13 protein-coding genes are annotated in these 14,305 nt (G+C 54.4%); 4 read left to right on the top strand and 9 right to left on the bottom strand.

Features of this window, described 5'->3' with window-relative positions:
- Window positions 1–116: 116 nt before the first annotated feature.
- Genes Q8K39_RS14940 through Q8K39_RS14930 form a run of 3 tightly spaced genes read left to right on the top strand, consistent with a single transcriptional unit; the run spans window position 117 to window position 1,542 of the window.
- Window positions 117–518: a DUF3224 domain-containing protein gene (locus Q8K39_RS14940; RefSeq protein WP_305261353.1), complete on the top strand. Its 402-nt coding sequence runs from the start codon at window positions 117–119 to the stop codon at window positions 516–518.
- Window positions 499–699 (top strand): hypothetical protein, encoded by a 201-nt coding sequence (locus tag Q8K39_RS14935; RefSeq protein WP_305261352.1) that lies wholly within the window; start codon window positions 499–501, stop codon window positions 697–699. Before Q8K39_RS14940 ends, Q8K39_RS14935 begins: the two co-directional genes overlap by 20 nt.
- Before the next feature lie 51 nt (window positions 700–750).
- Window positions 751–1,542, top strand: coding sequence for an ImmA/IrrE family metallo-endopeptidase (locus tag Q8K39_RS14930; protein WP_305261349.1), 792 nt, complete (start codon window positions 751–753; stop codon window positions 1,540–1,542).
- A 244-nt stretch (window positions 1,543–1,786) separates the two neighbouring features.
- On the opposite strand, the gene Q8K39_RS14925 is transcribed toward Q8K39_RS14930, so the two are convergent.
- The 8 genes from Q8K39_RS14925 to Q8K39_RS14890 all read right to left on the bottom strand — a co-directional run bounded on the left by Q8K39_RS14925 (window position 1,787) and on the right by Q8K39_RS14890 (window position 11,881).
- Window positions 1,787–2,938, bottom strand: coding sequence for a DUF1624 domain-containing protein (locus tag Q8K39_RS14925; protein WP_305261348.1), 1,152 nt, complete (start codon window positions 2,936–2,938; stop codon window positions 1,787–1,789).
- A gap of 11 nt (window positions 2,939–2,949) precedes the next feature.
- Window positions 2,950–5,034 carry a TonB-dependent siderophore receptor gene (locus Q8K39_RS14920; protein WP_305261347.1) on the bottom strand — a complete coding sequence of 695 codons (2,085 nt, stop codon included), beginning with the start codon at window positions 5,032–5,034 and terminating at the stop codon, window positions 2,950–2,952.
- An 87-nt stretch (window positions 5,035–5,121) separates the two neighbouring features.
- On the bottom strand, window positions 5,122–5,796 hold the full coding sequence (locus Q8K39_RS14915; protein ID WP_305261345.1) for a DUF3299 domain-containing protein: 675 nt from the start codon (window positions 5,794–5,796) through the stop codon (window positions 5,122–5,124).
- A 13-nt stretch (window positions 5,797–5,809) separates the two neighbouring features.
- A complete protein-coding gene (locus tag Q8K39_RS14910) occupies window positions 5,810–7,108 on the bottom strand; it encodes an ABC transporter permease (RefSeq protein ID WP_305261344.1) in 1,299 nt (432 codons plus the stop codon).
- Window positions 7,108–7,827, bottom strand: a complete 720-nt coding sequence (locus Q8K39_RS14905) for an ABC transporter ATP-binding protein (RefSeq protein ID WP_305261343.1) — start codon at window positions 7,825–7,827, stop codon at window positions 7,108–7,110. The genes Q8K39_RS14910 and Q8K39_RS14905 overlap by 1 nt, the downstream gene beginning before the upstream one ends.
- Window positions 7,827–8,348, bottom strand: a complete 522-nt coding sequence (locus Q8K39_RS14900) for a DUF2796 domain-containing protein (RefSeq protein ID WP_305261341.1) — start codon at window positions 8,346–8,348, stop codon at window positions 7,827–7,829. The genes Q8K39_RS14905 and Q8K39_RS14900 overlap by 1 nt, the downstream gene beginning before the upstream one ends.
- Window positions 8,345–9,598 carry a zinc metallochaperone GTPase ZigA gene (gene zigA, locus Q8K39_RS14895; protein ID WP_305261339.1) on the bottom strand — a complete coding sequence of 418 codons (1,254 nt, stop codon included), beginning with the start codon at window positions 9,596–9,598 and terminating at the stop codon, window positions 8,345–8,347. The genes Q8K39_RS14900 and zigA overlap by 4 nt, the downstream gene beginning before the upstream one ends.
- Window positions 9,599–10,282: 684 nt before the next feature.
- Window positions 10,283–11,881, bottom strand: a complete 1,599-nt coding sequence (locus tag Q8K39_RS14890) for a D-arabinono-1,4-lactone oxidase (RefSeq protein ID WP_305261338.1) — start codon at window positions 11,879–11,881, stop codon at window positions 10,283–10,285.
- A 335-nt stretch (window positions 11,882–12,216) separates the two neighbouring features.
- Between Q8K39_RS14890 and Q8K39_RS14885 the strand changes: the two genes are divergently transcribed.
- A complete protein-coding gene (locus Q8K39_RS14885) occupies window positions 12,217–12,741 on the top strand; it encodes a hypothetical protein (protein ID WP_305261336.1) in 525 nt (174 codons plus the stop codon).
- Window positions 12,742–13,042: 301 nt separating this feature from the next.
- Here Q8K39_RS14885 and Q8K39_RS14880 read toward each other — a convergent pair whose 3' ends face one another.
- Window positions 13,043–14,305: a TerD family protein gene (locus Q8K39_RS14880; RefSeq protein ID WP_305261334.1), complete on the bottom strand. Its 1,263-nt coding sequence runs from the start codon at window positions 14,303–14,305 to the stop codon at window positions 13,043–13,045.

Below are 14,305 nucleotides of genomic sequence, written 5' to 3'. Positions count from 1 at the left end.
GTAAGCCGGTTCGATTGCCAGCCTGCCTGTTGTCGCCTCCAGTGCGTTCTAGCTGTACACTGCGACTTGACAGACTCAGGCCTCAATTCCCGCCTACCATCGCAAAGGAGCAGAGTATGCAATACCCACATCACATCAGCGGCACATTTGAAGTCAAACTCAACCCGCAAGCCGCAGCACCAGGAATAGAAGCTGCCAACTTGGGCCGCATGACGATAGACAAGCAATTTCATGGCGATTTGCAAGCCCACAGCCTGGGCGAGATGCTGTCAGCCATGGGCGAGATCAAAGGCTCGGCGGGCTATGTCGCGATAGAACGAGTAACAGGCACCTTGCTGGGCAAGAAGGGCAGTTTCGTCCTCATGCACACCGGCACCATGAACCGTGGCCAGCCACAACTGACGATACAGGTCGTACCTGATTCAGGCACCGATGAGCTGACCGGCATCAGCGGCAGCATGGGCATTGAAATCAAAGAGGGACAGCATTTTTACAGCTTTGATTTTAGTCTTCCCTGAAGGCGGTTGTTGCCGTGACTGGCAATTCCTGATCTGCCTGATTTTCTTGTTGCGGGCCCTGCAGTCTGCAGAGAGCCAGCAAGTGGCAAAATTCATTGCCGGTGGCCTGTTTGGTTTGAATGCCATCTTGCAGTTCATTGCTTACTACAGGAAAAAACACCAGACTGAAGTATGGGAGTAGAGTCCCGTGGGCTGTATTACAATTGGCGTTTCTATCAAGCATCTTTAAAGCATGCGCCCTGGCTGGAACCCCACCCGCAGAAATAAACATGTCGGCACCAAGGCCCACGGCCACGGCGATGACAACCGCATGGTCGTGCCTGAGGCCTGGGGTGAGTATTTTCTGGAACAACTGGGCTCGCATGTGCTGGTCAAACGCCAGATCAATGGACGTGAGATGCTGTTCTTTGTCCAGCCTACGCGACCTGGTCACTTTTACCCTTGCAGCATAGACGATATTTGCAAGGTGCTGGCAGGTTGCCCTGACGAAGTGATGGCAGCTTTTGATTTCATCGTCCTGCGCCAGCCCACCCGCAAACAGGGCATCTTGCAGCCTGTGTGGGGCCGGGCAGCGTACAGGTATGAAATACGCAAACAACGTGGTGCCGCTGTCATCATTGAGGCGCAAATGTCTGACTCTTATATCTGGTCCAAGTCAACCAACCCTGAGCAAGCTCGTGAGTTAAAACGCTTGCGGCAAGATGGTCATCAAATCGAGGTGACGCGTCGCGGTGTTCAGGTTACGCGTACCGCCCAGTCTTCACGCAATACCATACTGTACCGTACACTCTTGCATGAGATAGGTCATCACCTCGATATGAACCGCAGCACCTATGAGGAATGGGCCGCAAAAACCCAGGCGACCAAAGAAGACTATGCGCACCGCTTCGCGGCAGAGTTGTATGCCAGGCTGGAGCAACAGGCTGTTGTGCCGTTCGCACCTATACTGGATGAGATTGCGATGGCACAGGATGGGCTTGATCTTGCATGGTTTCATTCACGAGACTCTGTAACAACATCGTAAGTTACGGCTGCCTTTGTAAACCTCTCACTCCAGATGCAAAGGGAAAGCACAGAGGAAAATTCATTCTTCGCCATGCACGATGATGACACTGAGCGCATCGCAATGTGCCTCCCGCTGTGACTACGTCACGGCCTTAAACCGGCTATATTTTCTGGTGGCTGGGTACGCCGCGCGCGCCATCTCCATGTCGAGAAAACGGTGAGGATCGCGCACCCTGGCACCCCGCTGGGTGATTCGTAGTCCATCAAAAATATCTGACCCATGCCTTCCCGCTTTGCCGTTTATAACGTGCGAAGGCGCGGCAGGGGTAGTACAGCGCTGGTATCAGGGCTACAGCAATCAACCAGACTTGCCAGACATGCTCAACACCAAACCGTTGTCCATGGCTGGCACCAACAGCAGCGAGCATCAGTTTTTGCAAGCCCAGCAGGACAAGCAGATGCAGCAGGTAGTAAAACATGGGGGCACCTCCAAACACACTGGCGATGCGGCTTAACTTGCCGGGGTATTTTTCCAGCAAGGATAAACAGCACATGCCTGTGCCCAGTGTCAGCAGGGCGAAGTCCAGTGAAGGCGGGTACTTGGTCAGGTTGAAAAAGGACATCAGTGTCAGCAGTTCGTTGCCATGATCTTGCCAGGGCTGGGTGTCGCCATAGCCATTGACACAGCGCAGCACGACAAACATCAGCAGAGCGGTGGTGCCCAGGATGGCCAACAGGCGTTGACGGCGCGGGGCGCTGATGCCTGTCGCATACAAATGGCCAGCAACATAACCCAGCAGAATGATGCCTACCCACGGCAGCAGAGGGTAACTGACCTTGATCTTGATGGCTGCATCGCTGATGAGATAGCCCCTGTGCAGCAGCAAGGTCCATAAGCTATACGATGCGGTGCCCGGTGCAAAACTCAGGCCAGCCAGGGCATTCTGCCCGCCCACGATCAGCAAGCCCAGCAGGCCCAACACCAGCGGCGGCAACTTGTGCAGCAAACCCAGAATAATCATGGCAAGACCGATGACCCAGATCACTTGCAGGTAGATGGTCGGCGGCGGAAATTGCCCGGCCCAGGCGAAATTGACGATCGTCAGTTCCAGCACCACCAGCAACAATCCACGCTTGATGAGAAAGCCGCTGGCATCACGCGGGCCAGATGGCGGGTTTGCGTACAAGCAGGCAGACAAACCCGTCAGGAACACAAACACAGGTGCACACAGATGTGCCGCCAGTCGTGTGAAAAATAATGCTGGCGCAGTCTGGCTCACGTCCATGGGGTCGCTGACTTGCTGATGCAAAAAGAAAGTTTCGCGCACATGGTCAAACATCATGATCATCATGACCAGGCCGCGCAGCGCATCGATACTGTTGATGCGCTGCTGGTTTGGATTATTGGCCGTCATCGTCAACACCATCAAAACTGTTGATGCAGGGTGAGACTCATGCTGCGCTCTGTACCAGGTGCCACCCACAACTGGCTATATGAACTGGCGTAATAGCGCTTGTTGAACAGATTATCCACATTCAGCGAAACCCGCGTGGCTTTGCTGGGGCTGTAAGAAGACATCAGTTTCACTGTGGTGTAGGCGGGCAGCATAAAGTTCGAAGACACCGCCACGTCACCCAGGCGTTCTCCCACATAATTGATGCCCGCACCGACGCTGGCTCTGGCTGTGCCTATGTTGAATAACTGGCTCAGAATGAGGTTGGCGCTATGTTTGGCCACATTCGGGAAACGGCTGCCAGTGATGATAGTGTTGTCGCCCTTGGTGACGGTTGCATCGGTATAGGCATAGGCGGCAGACAGGCGCAGGTCATTGGCGATGTCGCCCGCCACATCCAGCTCCAGCCCCTTACTGCCCACTTCACCTGCCGCAATCGAGAAATCAGTATTGGCCGGGTTGGTGGTCAGCACATTGCTTTTCTTGATACGGTACAGCGCAAGGGTGGCGCTGGTCTTGTTGTCTGGTGTATCAAACTTGAGGCCCACTTCATAGGAGCGGCTTTCTTCTGCCGGGAAGGCGGTGTTATTGATGCTGATGCCGCTATTCGGTCTAAAACCTTTTGCCACATTGGCATACAGTGATATGCCCTTCATGGGTTGATACACCAGGCCGGCACGCGGGCTGGTGGCACTGAGTGACTGGCTGCTGGCAACGGATGCCCGGTAATTAGTCAGAGTCTGGTCATAGTGGTCACTGCGCAGGCCCAGCAGTGCCTTCCATTGCGCCCCAAGATCAAGCTGGTCTTGCAGGTAAAACCCTTGCGCACGCTGGTTCTCCAGGGTGTTGATCGACAGCGTCAGCGGGTCGGCAGTTTTGCCATACACAGGATTGTAGATATCGATCGCATAGGCATTGGTGGTTGATGGATTGCGGCGCAACTGCACGCGGCTGTCATCAAACTGGTAGGTATCCACACCCAGCAGCACATGGTGTTTGATGCCAGCAGTGTCAAATTTGCCGACCAGTTCCACCCGCGCAGATTTGTCCGTCGCAGAAAAATCACGGTAGCGGCGCTGGCGGCGCAAGGTGCGCCCATCTGCCAACAGATTGTTTGCCTCGGTGGAGTAACCGCTGAGCGCACTGTCACGGTAAGACAAGCCACTTTGCAGCGACCATTGCTGGTTGAAATCATGTTGCACAAACACCTGATGCCCCAGTGAGTTTACCGTCATCGGGCCATCCCCTGGCTCACCCAGAAAGCGTGAATTGGGTATCAGGCCGAGCTTGCCATTCACGGCCAGCACGCCACGGTCGAATGGTGTTTTTTGTTCACTGGCTTCGAGTTCATACGACAGGGTAGTGTGCTCGCCTATCAGCCACACCAGCGAGGGCGAGACAAAGCTGCGCTTGCTGCTGATGGTATCGCGGTAGCTGTTACCCTGTTCTGCTGCCGCATTGATGCGGTAGGCGATGGTCTCGCTGACTGGCCCGGTCAGGTCAGCAGCAATACGGTAAGTCTGGTGGCTGGCCAGCGTCAGGTCAACATCATAGGCAGGCTTGAAGCGCGGTTTCTTGGTCATGATATTCACCGTGCCGCCGGGTTCGCCACGGCCATATAGTGCAGACGATGGCCCTTTCAATATCTCTATGGATTGTGTACTCGCAGTATCGCGCAAACCATTGTAACCACGGCTGGAACTGAATCCATTGACCATATAGTCAGACCCAAAATTGGGGTCGCCGGTAAAACCGCGCATGGCATAGCTGTCCCACAAACCACCGAGATTGCTTTGGCGCGCAATGCCGCTGGTCAAGTCCAGCGCATTGTTGAGGCTGGTCACGCCATTGTCCTTAAGCAGATCAGCCGTCAATACCCGCACGCTTTGCGGCAGGTCTGCCAGCAAGGCATCGGTCTTGGTGGCACCAGTGGCGGAGATGCTGCGGTAGTTTTGTCTCTGGGCTTTGATCAGGACTTCGCTTTGGGTTTGTTCCTGGGCTTGAATGAGCACGGGGTATGCGGCGGCGATGAGCAGGGTGAGGTGTTTGTAATGCATGGGATTCCTGAGGAAATTGAAAAATTGATTTGGGGACGGAGGTTGAATAGGGTGTAGGTTGGCCTAACCTGCGCTGGTTCGGATAAGCTACTTCGGATAAACATAAGCCTCCACCTTCACCCCCTTGAGGCGATACCCCGCACTGCCCATGGAGGTATCACTACGGATGGTTTCCAGCACGCCGCTGACCCATACCGCATCCATCATCTGTATCTTGGCGGGCTTGTCGAGCACGACATCGATGATCTGGTTGGCAGGTGGCGGCGGGGTGTGGATGCAGCCGCCGAAGTAGGGGACGAGTAAAAATTCGCGCAATTTGCCGCGTTCGCCGTCCAGCGGCACGATGAAGCCGGGGATCTTGATGCGCGTACCATTGAGGCTGGCCTCAACCGGTGCCTTGTCCCAGGCTTCGCGCATGGTTTGCAGGGCGGCCATGGCGCGTGGGTCACCGTCGTTGAGGAAATTCATGTCGAGATTTTTGAAATCCTTGCTCGGGTCCCAGTTCTTGGGAATCAGGGCTTCCCATCGTATCTCTTTGTAGCTTTCACTTGCGGCGGGCGTGGCTGGTGTTTTTTGTGTAACTGGCTTGGGCGGCGCGGCTACAACCTTATTCTGTGGCAGCCTGTCCCCCAGCTTGTATTGCCCGGCGGGTTCCGCAGCCTTGGCTGTCATCAGCAACCAGGCAGTCAGCATGAATAAAATGCAGCAGGCGCAGCCCAGCCAGAACTGGTAAGCAAAGCGCGAATTTTTTCTTTGTTTCATGGCGATCCTTTTTCTACAGACGCGGTGTCAAACCATCGGCCAGGGAATTTCGGTAAGCCAGCCAGGCAGGTATCAGGCTGGCCAGCATGCCCATCAGCACCACCATGCCCAGCAGCGGGATTTCTGTGGCATTGATGAGGCCAGACTGGATGAGGATGCCGTAATGCATCTGTACCCAGTCCTTGCCTGCCAGCGTCAGCACATCGAGCAGGAGCAGGCCGCTGATAGCCCCGGCGATGGTCAGGCCCAGGCTCTCTGCCATCAGCATCAAAAACAGATGTCCCGGCCCAGCACCGGCAGAACGCAGAATCGCCAGTTCACGCCTGCGCTCATTCAGGCTCGCCAGCATCACTGCCAGCAAGCCTGCACTGCCCAGTACCACCAGCAGCGAAGACATCGCCAGCAAGACCCGCTCAACGATGCTGATGACTTGCCACAACTGATCAAGCGCCACACCCGGCAGCACGGCCAGCAAGGCTTCTCCATTTTTAGTGTTGATTTGCCGCTGCAAGCGAAACACCATGCTGCGCTTGTGCAGGCCCACCAGCACAGCGGTGATTTCTTTTGGTTGCAAATCAAACTTGCGCGCATGTTCTGCCGCGATAGAAAAGCCCGGTACAGGCGCACCACCCTGCCAGTCAAGATGAATAGCCTGCATGGATTGCAGGCTGATATGCACGCTGCTATCTACCGGCGTACCGGTGCGCGCCAGCACGCCTACTACCTTGAAAGGCTTGTCGGCATGTTCAGCCAGCGCAGCATCGCCAGTACCATGACTGAGCGTGATTTTTGAGCCGACCTGGTAGCCCAGATTGTCTGCCACATCCGCCCCTATGACGGCAGCAAACAAATGGTCTGCACCCTCGCCAAAGGCTTGGCCCGCCCGCAGTTGCAAGCCTTGTGCATCACCATAGCGAAAGCGGCTGAAGTAATCTGGCGTGGTACCCACCACCGCGAAGCCGCGATGCGAGTCACCCAGCGATAGCGGCACGGCCCAGGCCACCGCCGGGTCTTGCAGCAAATCCTGGTAACTTTGCCAGGCAATATTATTGGTCGCCGCACCTATGCGAAACACCGCGTACAGCATCAGTTGCACCGGGCTGGTACGCGCACCTACGACAAGATCTGTGCCAGAGATGGCATGCGAAAAACTCTCGCGCGCATCGTTGCGCAGCCTCTCTACCGCCAGCAACAGGCAAACCGAGAGGCTAATGACAAACAGCATCAGGCCCAGGGTCAGGCGGCGGTTCCAGGCGCTCTTGCCTGCCAGCCGCAAGAAATAAAATAACTGCGAAAATAACTGCGAAAACATCAGTGATGCTCCACGCGGTTAATTTTTTGCAAATCCAGTTCGCGGCTAAACTGGCTGGCCAGTCTGTGGTCATGGCTGACAAACAACAGGCTGCTGCCATGGCTGACGCATTGCTCCAAGATCAGCGCGATAAAGTCTTTTTGCCTGTCGGCATCCAGTGCCGACGTAGGTTCATCAGCGATGATGATTTCTGGCTGGCCGATCAGCGCACGCGCCGCAGCCACGCGCTGTTGCTGGCCTATGCTAAGTCCTGTGACATGGCGCTGGTACAGGTCGGCATCCAGCCCCAAAGTATTCAGTAAAGCCATTGCCGCCTCACGCGGGCTGCCATGCGCTGCACTGGCACGTTGCTGCCGCCTTTGCGACAGGCGACAGGGCAGCAAGACATTCTCGAGCATCGACAGATAAGGGATGAGGTTGAACTGCTGGAAAATAAATCCCGCATGATCCACCCGGAAACGGTCACGCGCTGCGCCAGACAAGCTACCCAGATCACTGCCCAGCACCGTGATCTGCCCACGCTGCGGCGTGATGATGCCACCCGCCAGCGACAGCAGCGTGCTCTTGCCACTGCCGCTAGGGCCGTACAGGAACACGCTTTCACCCTTGCTGATACTAAAGTGCTCTATGTCCAGACAAGCTGCCTGCCCGGCCTGCCAGCGGAACAGCACGTTGCTCAGGCTCAGCGCAGCGCTGTTTTCCTTTGGCATAGCAGACATCACCATGTCAGTGTGCGTTGTTTCGGCGTCAGCGTTGCCGCCACTTGCCCGCGCGCACCAGCCATTTGCGCATCGACTTTGTGTATCGCAGGGAAAGCATCAAACAGACTCAGGTGCAGCGATTTTAATGCTGCGGCTTTGGTGCAGCTATATTCATATTCAGCATGAAGATTCGCATGTTCATCCTTAGACGCCGTAGCCGCTGCAGCTTGCAGCACAGGAGCAACTACCTTCACGGTGGTGAGCTGGCAATCTGCCTCGGCATTGAGCTTCAATAAGGTGTCTGGTTTTTGCATGATATCAAGCAAAGCCCTGGCTGCCTGTTTTTGCTTGTCCGTGCGCGGCGCATGTTCAAAGCCCAGCAGGTTATCCAGCGGGCTGTCAAATTCCAGCGTCAGTCTGTTGCCATCCTGCGCCAGCAATACCGTGGCGCTGCCGTGTACATGGGCTTCATGGGCGGTGCTGCTGGTTGCTACTGCTTGCAATAAGCTTAGAATAATGATCTGGATCAGTTTGTTCATGCTGTTACTTCCAGGTGCTGTGAGATCGTATCGTCATCATCGCTGTCATCCACTTCCATCCACGATGGAAACGGGTCGGCATAGCTGGTCCACTGCACTGGTCCCTCTGTCATTTCGGCCGTTGTCAGCAGACAGGCATCCAGCACCGCTTCTATCGCCGCCTGATCCATCTCCACACCGATGAACACCAGCTCCTGGCGACGGTCGCCATGTGGCTCTATGCATTTGCTTAAAATATGCTGCTGATAGTCTGCATCCTGCGGCCACTCTGCCTTGTTGACGGCAGACCACCACAAGCCTGCTTCATGGTGACGGCAAATGCCGCCTGCCTGCGACCATTCGCCAGCGATATCCATGCGCGTCGCCAGCCAGAAATAACCTTTTGATCGCACCACACCCGCAAAACCCCGGTGTATGCAAGACCAGAAACGCTGCGGGTGAAACGGCCTGCGCGCGCGGTAGGAAAAGCTGCGTATGCCATATTCTTCGCTCTCAGGAACATGCTCGCCGCGCAGCTCTTTGAGCCAGCCTGGTGCTGCAGATGCCTGTTCAAAATTGAAGCGGCCTGTGTTCAAAACCCGGTCCAGTGGCACATTGGAAAAACTGCAAGGCACGATATCGGCTCGCGGGTTTAACGCACGCAAGATCTGGCTCAGCCTCTCAAACTCATCAGCACTGACCATGTCGGCCTTGTTGAGCACGATGACATCGCAAAACTCTATCTGCTCCACCAGCAGATCAACCACAGTGCGTTCATCCTCTTCGCCCATGGAGGTGCCGCGCTGGTTCAGGCTGTCGCCCGAGGCATAGTCGCGCAAAAAGTTATAGGCATCCACCACCGTGACCATGGTATCGAGCCGCGCAATATCAGACAGGCTGCGGCCTTCTTCATCACGAAAAGTAAAAGTCTCGGCCACGGGCATGGGTTCGGATATGCCGGTCGATTCTATAAGCAGATAATCAAAACGCTGCTCACTGGCAAGCCGCTGGATTTCTATCAGCAAGTCTTCCCGCAGGGTGCAGCAAATGCAGCCATTGCTCATCTCGACGAGTTTTTCATCCGCCCGCGACAACTCGGCACCACCTTGCCGCACCAGGTCTGCATCGATATTCACCTCGGACATGTCATTGACAATGACAGCCACGCGCTTGCCTTTACGGTTGTTGAGGATGTGATTGAGCAGGGTGGTTTTACCTGCACCCAAAAAACCTGAGAGTACGGTCACGGGCAAGAGCTGGGTAGTCGGCATGATGAGTCCTGTATCGGGGATAGGTGGTGGCGGGTGCAGTAGTGGTATTCGATGACAAATCAGGGGCAGCGGTTTTTGTGTTATCAGGTGGGATATCCAGCCCTGGTCATATTGTTAAATGCAACTTTGTTGCATTATTGACTTAAAAAAACAGACTGGTTTCAGTCTGCACGTATCAAGGTATTCCACAATTTTCCAGCTTTGCGTAGCGCTTGCATGGACGCGCACGCGGCGCTGAACATCAGGCAGATCAGCACGCCGATTCGCACGCCGATTCGCAAGCAAATTAGAATGCAGTTCGTCAAACATGCAGGCAGCATCAACCATGCGTCTGGAAACACATGATCTACAGCGGAAAATTTATTTGCAACACAATTGCATTTCCAGGATCATAAAGTAATTCAAATTGTTTTGCAACACTGTTGCAATGAATCTGAGTGTCAGTGAATGGAAAGCTTGATGGTGGTTGCGTCGCAGCGGTGTTTTGAACATCCGCAAAGTAGGGCGCATCGCCATGCGTCGCATGGGTTGACAGGACTCTGGGCAAATAATCCATGCCGGGGACCTTGCAGACATACGGCGTACAATGCGCCGTATGTCTATCCAAAGACTGCCAGGCTCGGCATTCGGTCGATGCTGACCTGTCATCAACATATCAGGAGGCAGAATATGACGCCGCAGCCATTACTCTCCCACTAGCCGTGCCACATAAGGATTAATAAACATCCCGGTAGGGTCACAACTTTGGCGATAATCATCAAAGGCTTGCACGCGCTCCTTGCGGCGGCTGCGTAACTGCTTGATGAAAGCAGGGTTGAAGGGCTGCGTTGCTGCCGCAGGGCCGGTGGCGGGGTCATAGAAGCCATACATCTTGCCATTGTGTGGCCAGCCACCGAGGGCGAGCCATTCGCTTTCGACTTCGGCAAAAAAGTTCAACAGCTTGGTGGGGTAGTCAAGTCCGCTTTTGTCTTCATGCACGGCGACAAAGGCGATCAAATCAAGGTTGACGAAATAAGCGTCGGCATTGCTGGTATAGGTGCCTGCCATGGCAGTGTTGCCACCCTTGATGAAACGAAATTCCATCGGTGCGGCGATGTGAAAGTTGCTGCTCTTGTTGACCTTGTCGCTGACTGACTTTAATGCACCCCATACTGTGGATAAGCTGCTGGCACCCAGGTCAGGCAGTTCGATAAAATAAGACATGAAGATGACTCTGGCAGCATCGCCCAGCCACAGGTCAGAATTTTTTTGCGCAGCGGCCTTGACCTCACCCTTGATGACGGAGATTGCCGTCGAGGTGATCAGGGCCGCCGCAGCGGTGCCGACTATCGGTGCATCAAAGCTTTGCGCATAGATGGCGGCGTCTTCGGCCAGGTCTTCACCAAAGGGTAAATACGGTGCGCCAAATTCGTCTTTCTTTGCCAGTTGGCAGGCGTCTGGTGTTGGTTCCGGGGTAGGGGCTGCACCTGAGCCGCTTTCCACATTCCACCAGGCCGCCGTAAAGTTGCTGGTGCCGCTCAGTGCATAGGGGTTGAAGAAAGTTTCCACCCTGGATTTGGATGCCAGCAAGGCAGACAGGCCAGCGCCAAAGTTGGCAGCGTTTTCCCAGACATAATCAGTGATGCCGGCGCTCAGGCAGTTGGCAAAAGGGCGTGGCATGACGCTGATGGTCACGGCTGTGACGACACCCAGGGCACCGAGTGACACGCGGGCGAATTGCAGTGGTGACCAGGCGCCTACTTTGGGCGTATTCGCATCAATGGTGTTGACGATACCGCTGGGGCCCATGATGGCAAAGGCGGTGACGGTCTCGGCAAAGATAGGTGCCTGTACAGTCGCACCATGCACGTCCACTGCCGTCATGCCACCAAGGCTGAAAAAGCCGCCAGCAGTCACGGTTTGCAGCATCAGCTTGTTTTGTGTCAGAAAAGCGTCAAGTTCATCTTCACGCACACCCGTATTCACGGTGACGCTTTTGCCGTCGCTGTTGATCTGCATGCGCTGATCGCCTTCGCGACCCAGGTCGGCATAGCAAGACAGATCGACGATGACGACGCCACTGGCAGGGGTTTCACTGCTGGCCACCAGCGGGGTTTGCGAGTGGCGCTGGCCGGAGACGCGCAGCTGCTTGTTCTGTGCGGCGGTATTGGTGACGATGGTTTGCAGTTCTGCACGCGTGCGTGGTGTGTAGTAATAATTGTCGCCCTGGTAAAACAGATTCTGACTCCAGTTTTTCCAGAGAGGGGAGGCGGGTTTGGTATTGTCTGCGCTGTTTTGTGGCATGGCTTACTCCGTGGTTGGATGCAAGTGGGGGATGGCTTGAATGGCAGTCTCTAGAACTCATTTCATAAATAGGATGAGTGCGAACAAGACGATTTGGGATGCAGTGCAAGGCGTGTCCCGCTGCTAAGGCTCCAGCCTTAGCGAGGGGCACAACGCTGCAATGCGCCCAAATCGTCAGTTCCCGAAGGGTTTGCCTCATAACGCGCGCTGGACTGCGTTAGACTCGTTGTCAATAGCACCGCTATTGACTGCCTCGTCTGTCTTGCCAGCCCAGGTTATGAGGCAAACGCATCTCACCCTATTTATGAAATGAGTTCTACTAACCAAGGATACATATGAAGCTATCACATTCAATTCTTACTATCGCATCGCTGGCAGTATGCAGCCTGGCACCAGCATTGCTGGCACATGCCAAGACACCTCAACAACTCAGTGCAAAAATCGATGGCAAACTGTTTGAAAGCGATGATGATGGCATCACTTATCTGATACCGACCAAGGGCGTGCTCAATCTGATTGCCGTTACCAAGGGTGCATCCACCTATCCTCCGCCAAAAACACTGTCAGACCGTCTGGGCATTATTTGCAAAAATTTTAACGGCAAACCTGTCAAATACCAAGGCAAGGATTTTGGCAGCAACGGCTGCGAAGTTAAATTTACCAAGGGCCAAAGCAAGCAACCATTTGGAGAGCCCGTCGCTGAATACGAGGTGCGTGACGGTAAGAACATGTTTGAGATTACCTCCGTCAATGGCAAAGTCATCGAAGGCAAGTTTTCTTTTGAACTCAAGGACAAGAAAACCAAAGCAGTCTTGAGCATCGTAGACGGTACATTCAAGGCTGAAGATCGCCAGTTGTAGAACTACAACTATGCGTGGATGATTGTAGTGGACAAGTATTTTCGGACACTGTTCCCGAAGGGTTTGCCCCATAACGTGTGTTGGACTGCAGTTGTTGACAATTCGACTCCTTATCAATAGCACCGCTATTGACTGCCTCTTCCGCCTTGCCAGCCCACGTTATGAGGCAAACGCATCTGACCCTCTTTATGAAATGAGTTCTAGGAATAGAAAACGATGGCTGAGTTTGCTGCCCGGTTCAGAAATGGTTCTGAAATGCCGGGCTTGCTTTGCCACGCTCTGAAATACGCAGGCTATAAGCTTATACGTATTTGTAAGGATTTCCCTTGTTGAATTGGGCTTCCTTGCTTTTTTCTTTTCCCTTGAAGACAGCTGGGCCCATCACTTCGATACGTGGCTCATTGCCATTCATGAGTATCCATGGGGTGTTTTCACTGCCCGGCTCTGATGTTTTACCTGAGGGTGCCAGGGTGATGCTGTCTTCATTGATGACGGCTGTGCCGATGACATAGGTGTACACCGTATCGTCATCCGCATACTTGGAGGTTCTGAAATCAAAATCGCATTCAACGATTTGCTCGCCATATTGCATGACCATCTTGGGGCGCATGGAGGCGACAGAAACCGCACCATTGGAGAGTGCCGAATACACACTGAATACCATCACCACCTGGCCACCTGAGAGTTTTGCAATATCAGGATTCACTTCCACCACTTCAGTTGCTGGTTCCTTGGCAGAGGCACTGACGGTATCACCGAGATGCAGGGCGTAGGGTGTCGACATAAAACTGCCTGGCGCATCCGGTGCGGTGATGAACTTCATCTTGCCATAAGGCAGCAAGAGGCCAACGCGCAAATCCAGGTCGTCGTTGTCGTCTTCACCGTCGCCATTATCCAGCCAGGTCGCCTTGACGACGAGTTTCCTGGGTGCGCCCGCCCCTTTTTCCAGTGACACTTTATGTGTTTGCCCGACCTTGGTGAGCGATACCTTGGACAAGGATACTTTCTTGACTTCTGCCTGCTCTGAAGCTGGCGCTGGTGCTGGCTCGGCCAGGCTGCCACCAAAATGGGTAACCAGAGCATCCAGGCCGCCGTTAAAGCCCTGGCCTATGGTCATAAAACGCCACAGACCATCCTTGCGATAAAACTCGGCAAGCATGACCGCTTTTTCTGCGCTGAAATCTGTGCCTGAAAATGCAAACCTGGCTTTTTCAATGTCCTGGTCCAGCAAGCGCAAATACCCACTCTGTAGTTGCGACATGGTCCCGCTGCCGTCGATACTGGTTGTGATGACGATGCGGTCTATCGTCTGGGGAATTTTTTCCAGTTCAAACTGGAAACCCTGCAGGTCACCAGTTACACCAGTAAGTGAAATGCCGCCACAAGGCGACGTAGCCTGGTTGAAGAAAATCATATAGCGGTCATCCGACAACTTGCCCTGGGCATCCAGGCCAAAACAGGCGAAATCGAGGGGCAAGCCCTGTCCCTGCAGCCCCACACGTACAGAATTACCAGCAACAATATTTGATAGCGGCAAGCGCTGGCCTCTGGCTAGATTTTCCAT

Source organism: Undibacterium sp., assembly GCF_030683615.1.
Lineage (GTDB): Bacteria > Pseudomonadota > Gammaproteobacteria > Burkholderiales > Burkholderiaceae_D > Undibacterium > Undibacterium umbellatum.
Note: the sequence above shows the minus strand (reverse complement) of the source record. Positions and strands in the feature narration are given on the sequence as shown.

Bases quoted from the DNA above. Each gene is read 5' to 3' on its own strand.
- Q8K39_RS14920 (WP_305261347.1), bottom strand. From the start codon at position 5,034: ATGCATTACAAACACCTCACCCTGCTCATCGCCGCCGCATACCCCGTG.
- Q8K39_RS14940 (WP_305261353.1), top strand. From the start codon at position 117: ATGCAATACCCACATCACATCAGCGGCACATTTGAAGTCAAACTCAAC.
- Q8K39_RS14905 (WP_305261343.1), bottom strand. From the start codon at position 7,827: ATGTCTGCTATGCCAAAGGAAAACAGCGCTGCGCTGAGCCTGAGCAAC.
- Q8K39_RS14930 (WP_305261349.1), top strand. From the start codon at position 751: ATGCGCCCTGGCTGGAACCCCACCCGCAGAAATAAACATGTCGGCACC.
- Q8K39_RS14925 (WP_305261348.1), bottom strand. From the start codon at position 2,938: ATGACGGCCAATAATCCAAACCAGCAGCGCATCAACAGTATCGATGCG.
- Q8K39_RS14910 (WP_305261344.1), bottom strand. From the start codon at position 7,108: ATGTTTTCGCAGTTATTTTCGCAGTTATTTTATTTCTTGCGGCTGGCA.
- Q8K39_RS14885 (WP_305261336.1), top strand. From the start codon at position 12,217: ATGAAGCTATCACATTCAATTCTTACTATCGCATCGCTGGCAGTATGC.
- Q8K39_RS14890 (WP_305261338.1), bottom strand. From the start codon at position 11,881: ATGCCACAAAACAGCGCAGACAATACCAAACCCGCCTCCCCTCTCTGG.
- Q8K39_RS14880 (WP_305261334.1), bottom strand. From the start codon at position 14,305: ATGGAAAATCTAGCCAGAGGCCAGCGCTTGCCGCTATCAAATATTGTT.
- Q8K39_RS14915 (WP_305261345.1), bottom strand. From the start codon at position 5,796: ATGAAACAAAGAAAAAATTCGCGCTTTGCTTACCAGTTCTGGCTGGGC.
- zigA (WP_305261339.1), bottom strand. From the start codon at position 9,598: ATGCCGACTACCCAGCTCTTGCCCGTGACCGTACTCTCAGGTTTTTTG.
- Q8K39_RS14900 (WP_305261341.1), bottom strand. From the start codon at position 8,348: ATGAACAAACTGATCCAGATCATTATTCTAAGCTTATTGCAAGCAGTA.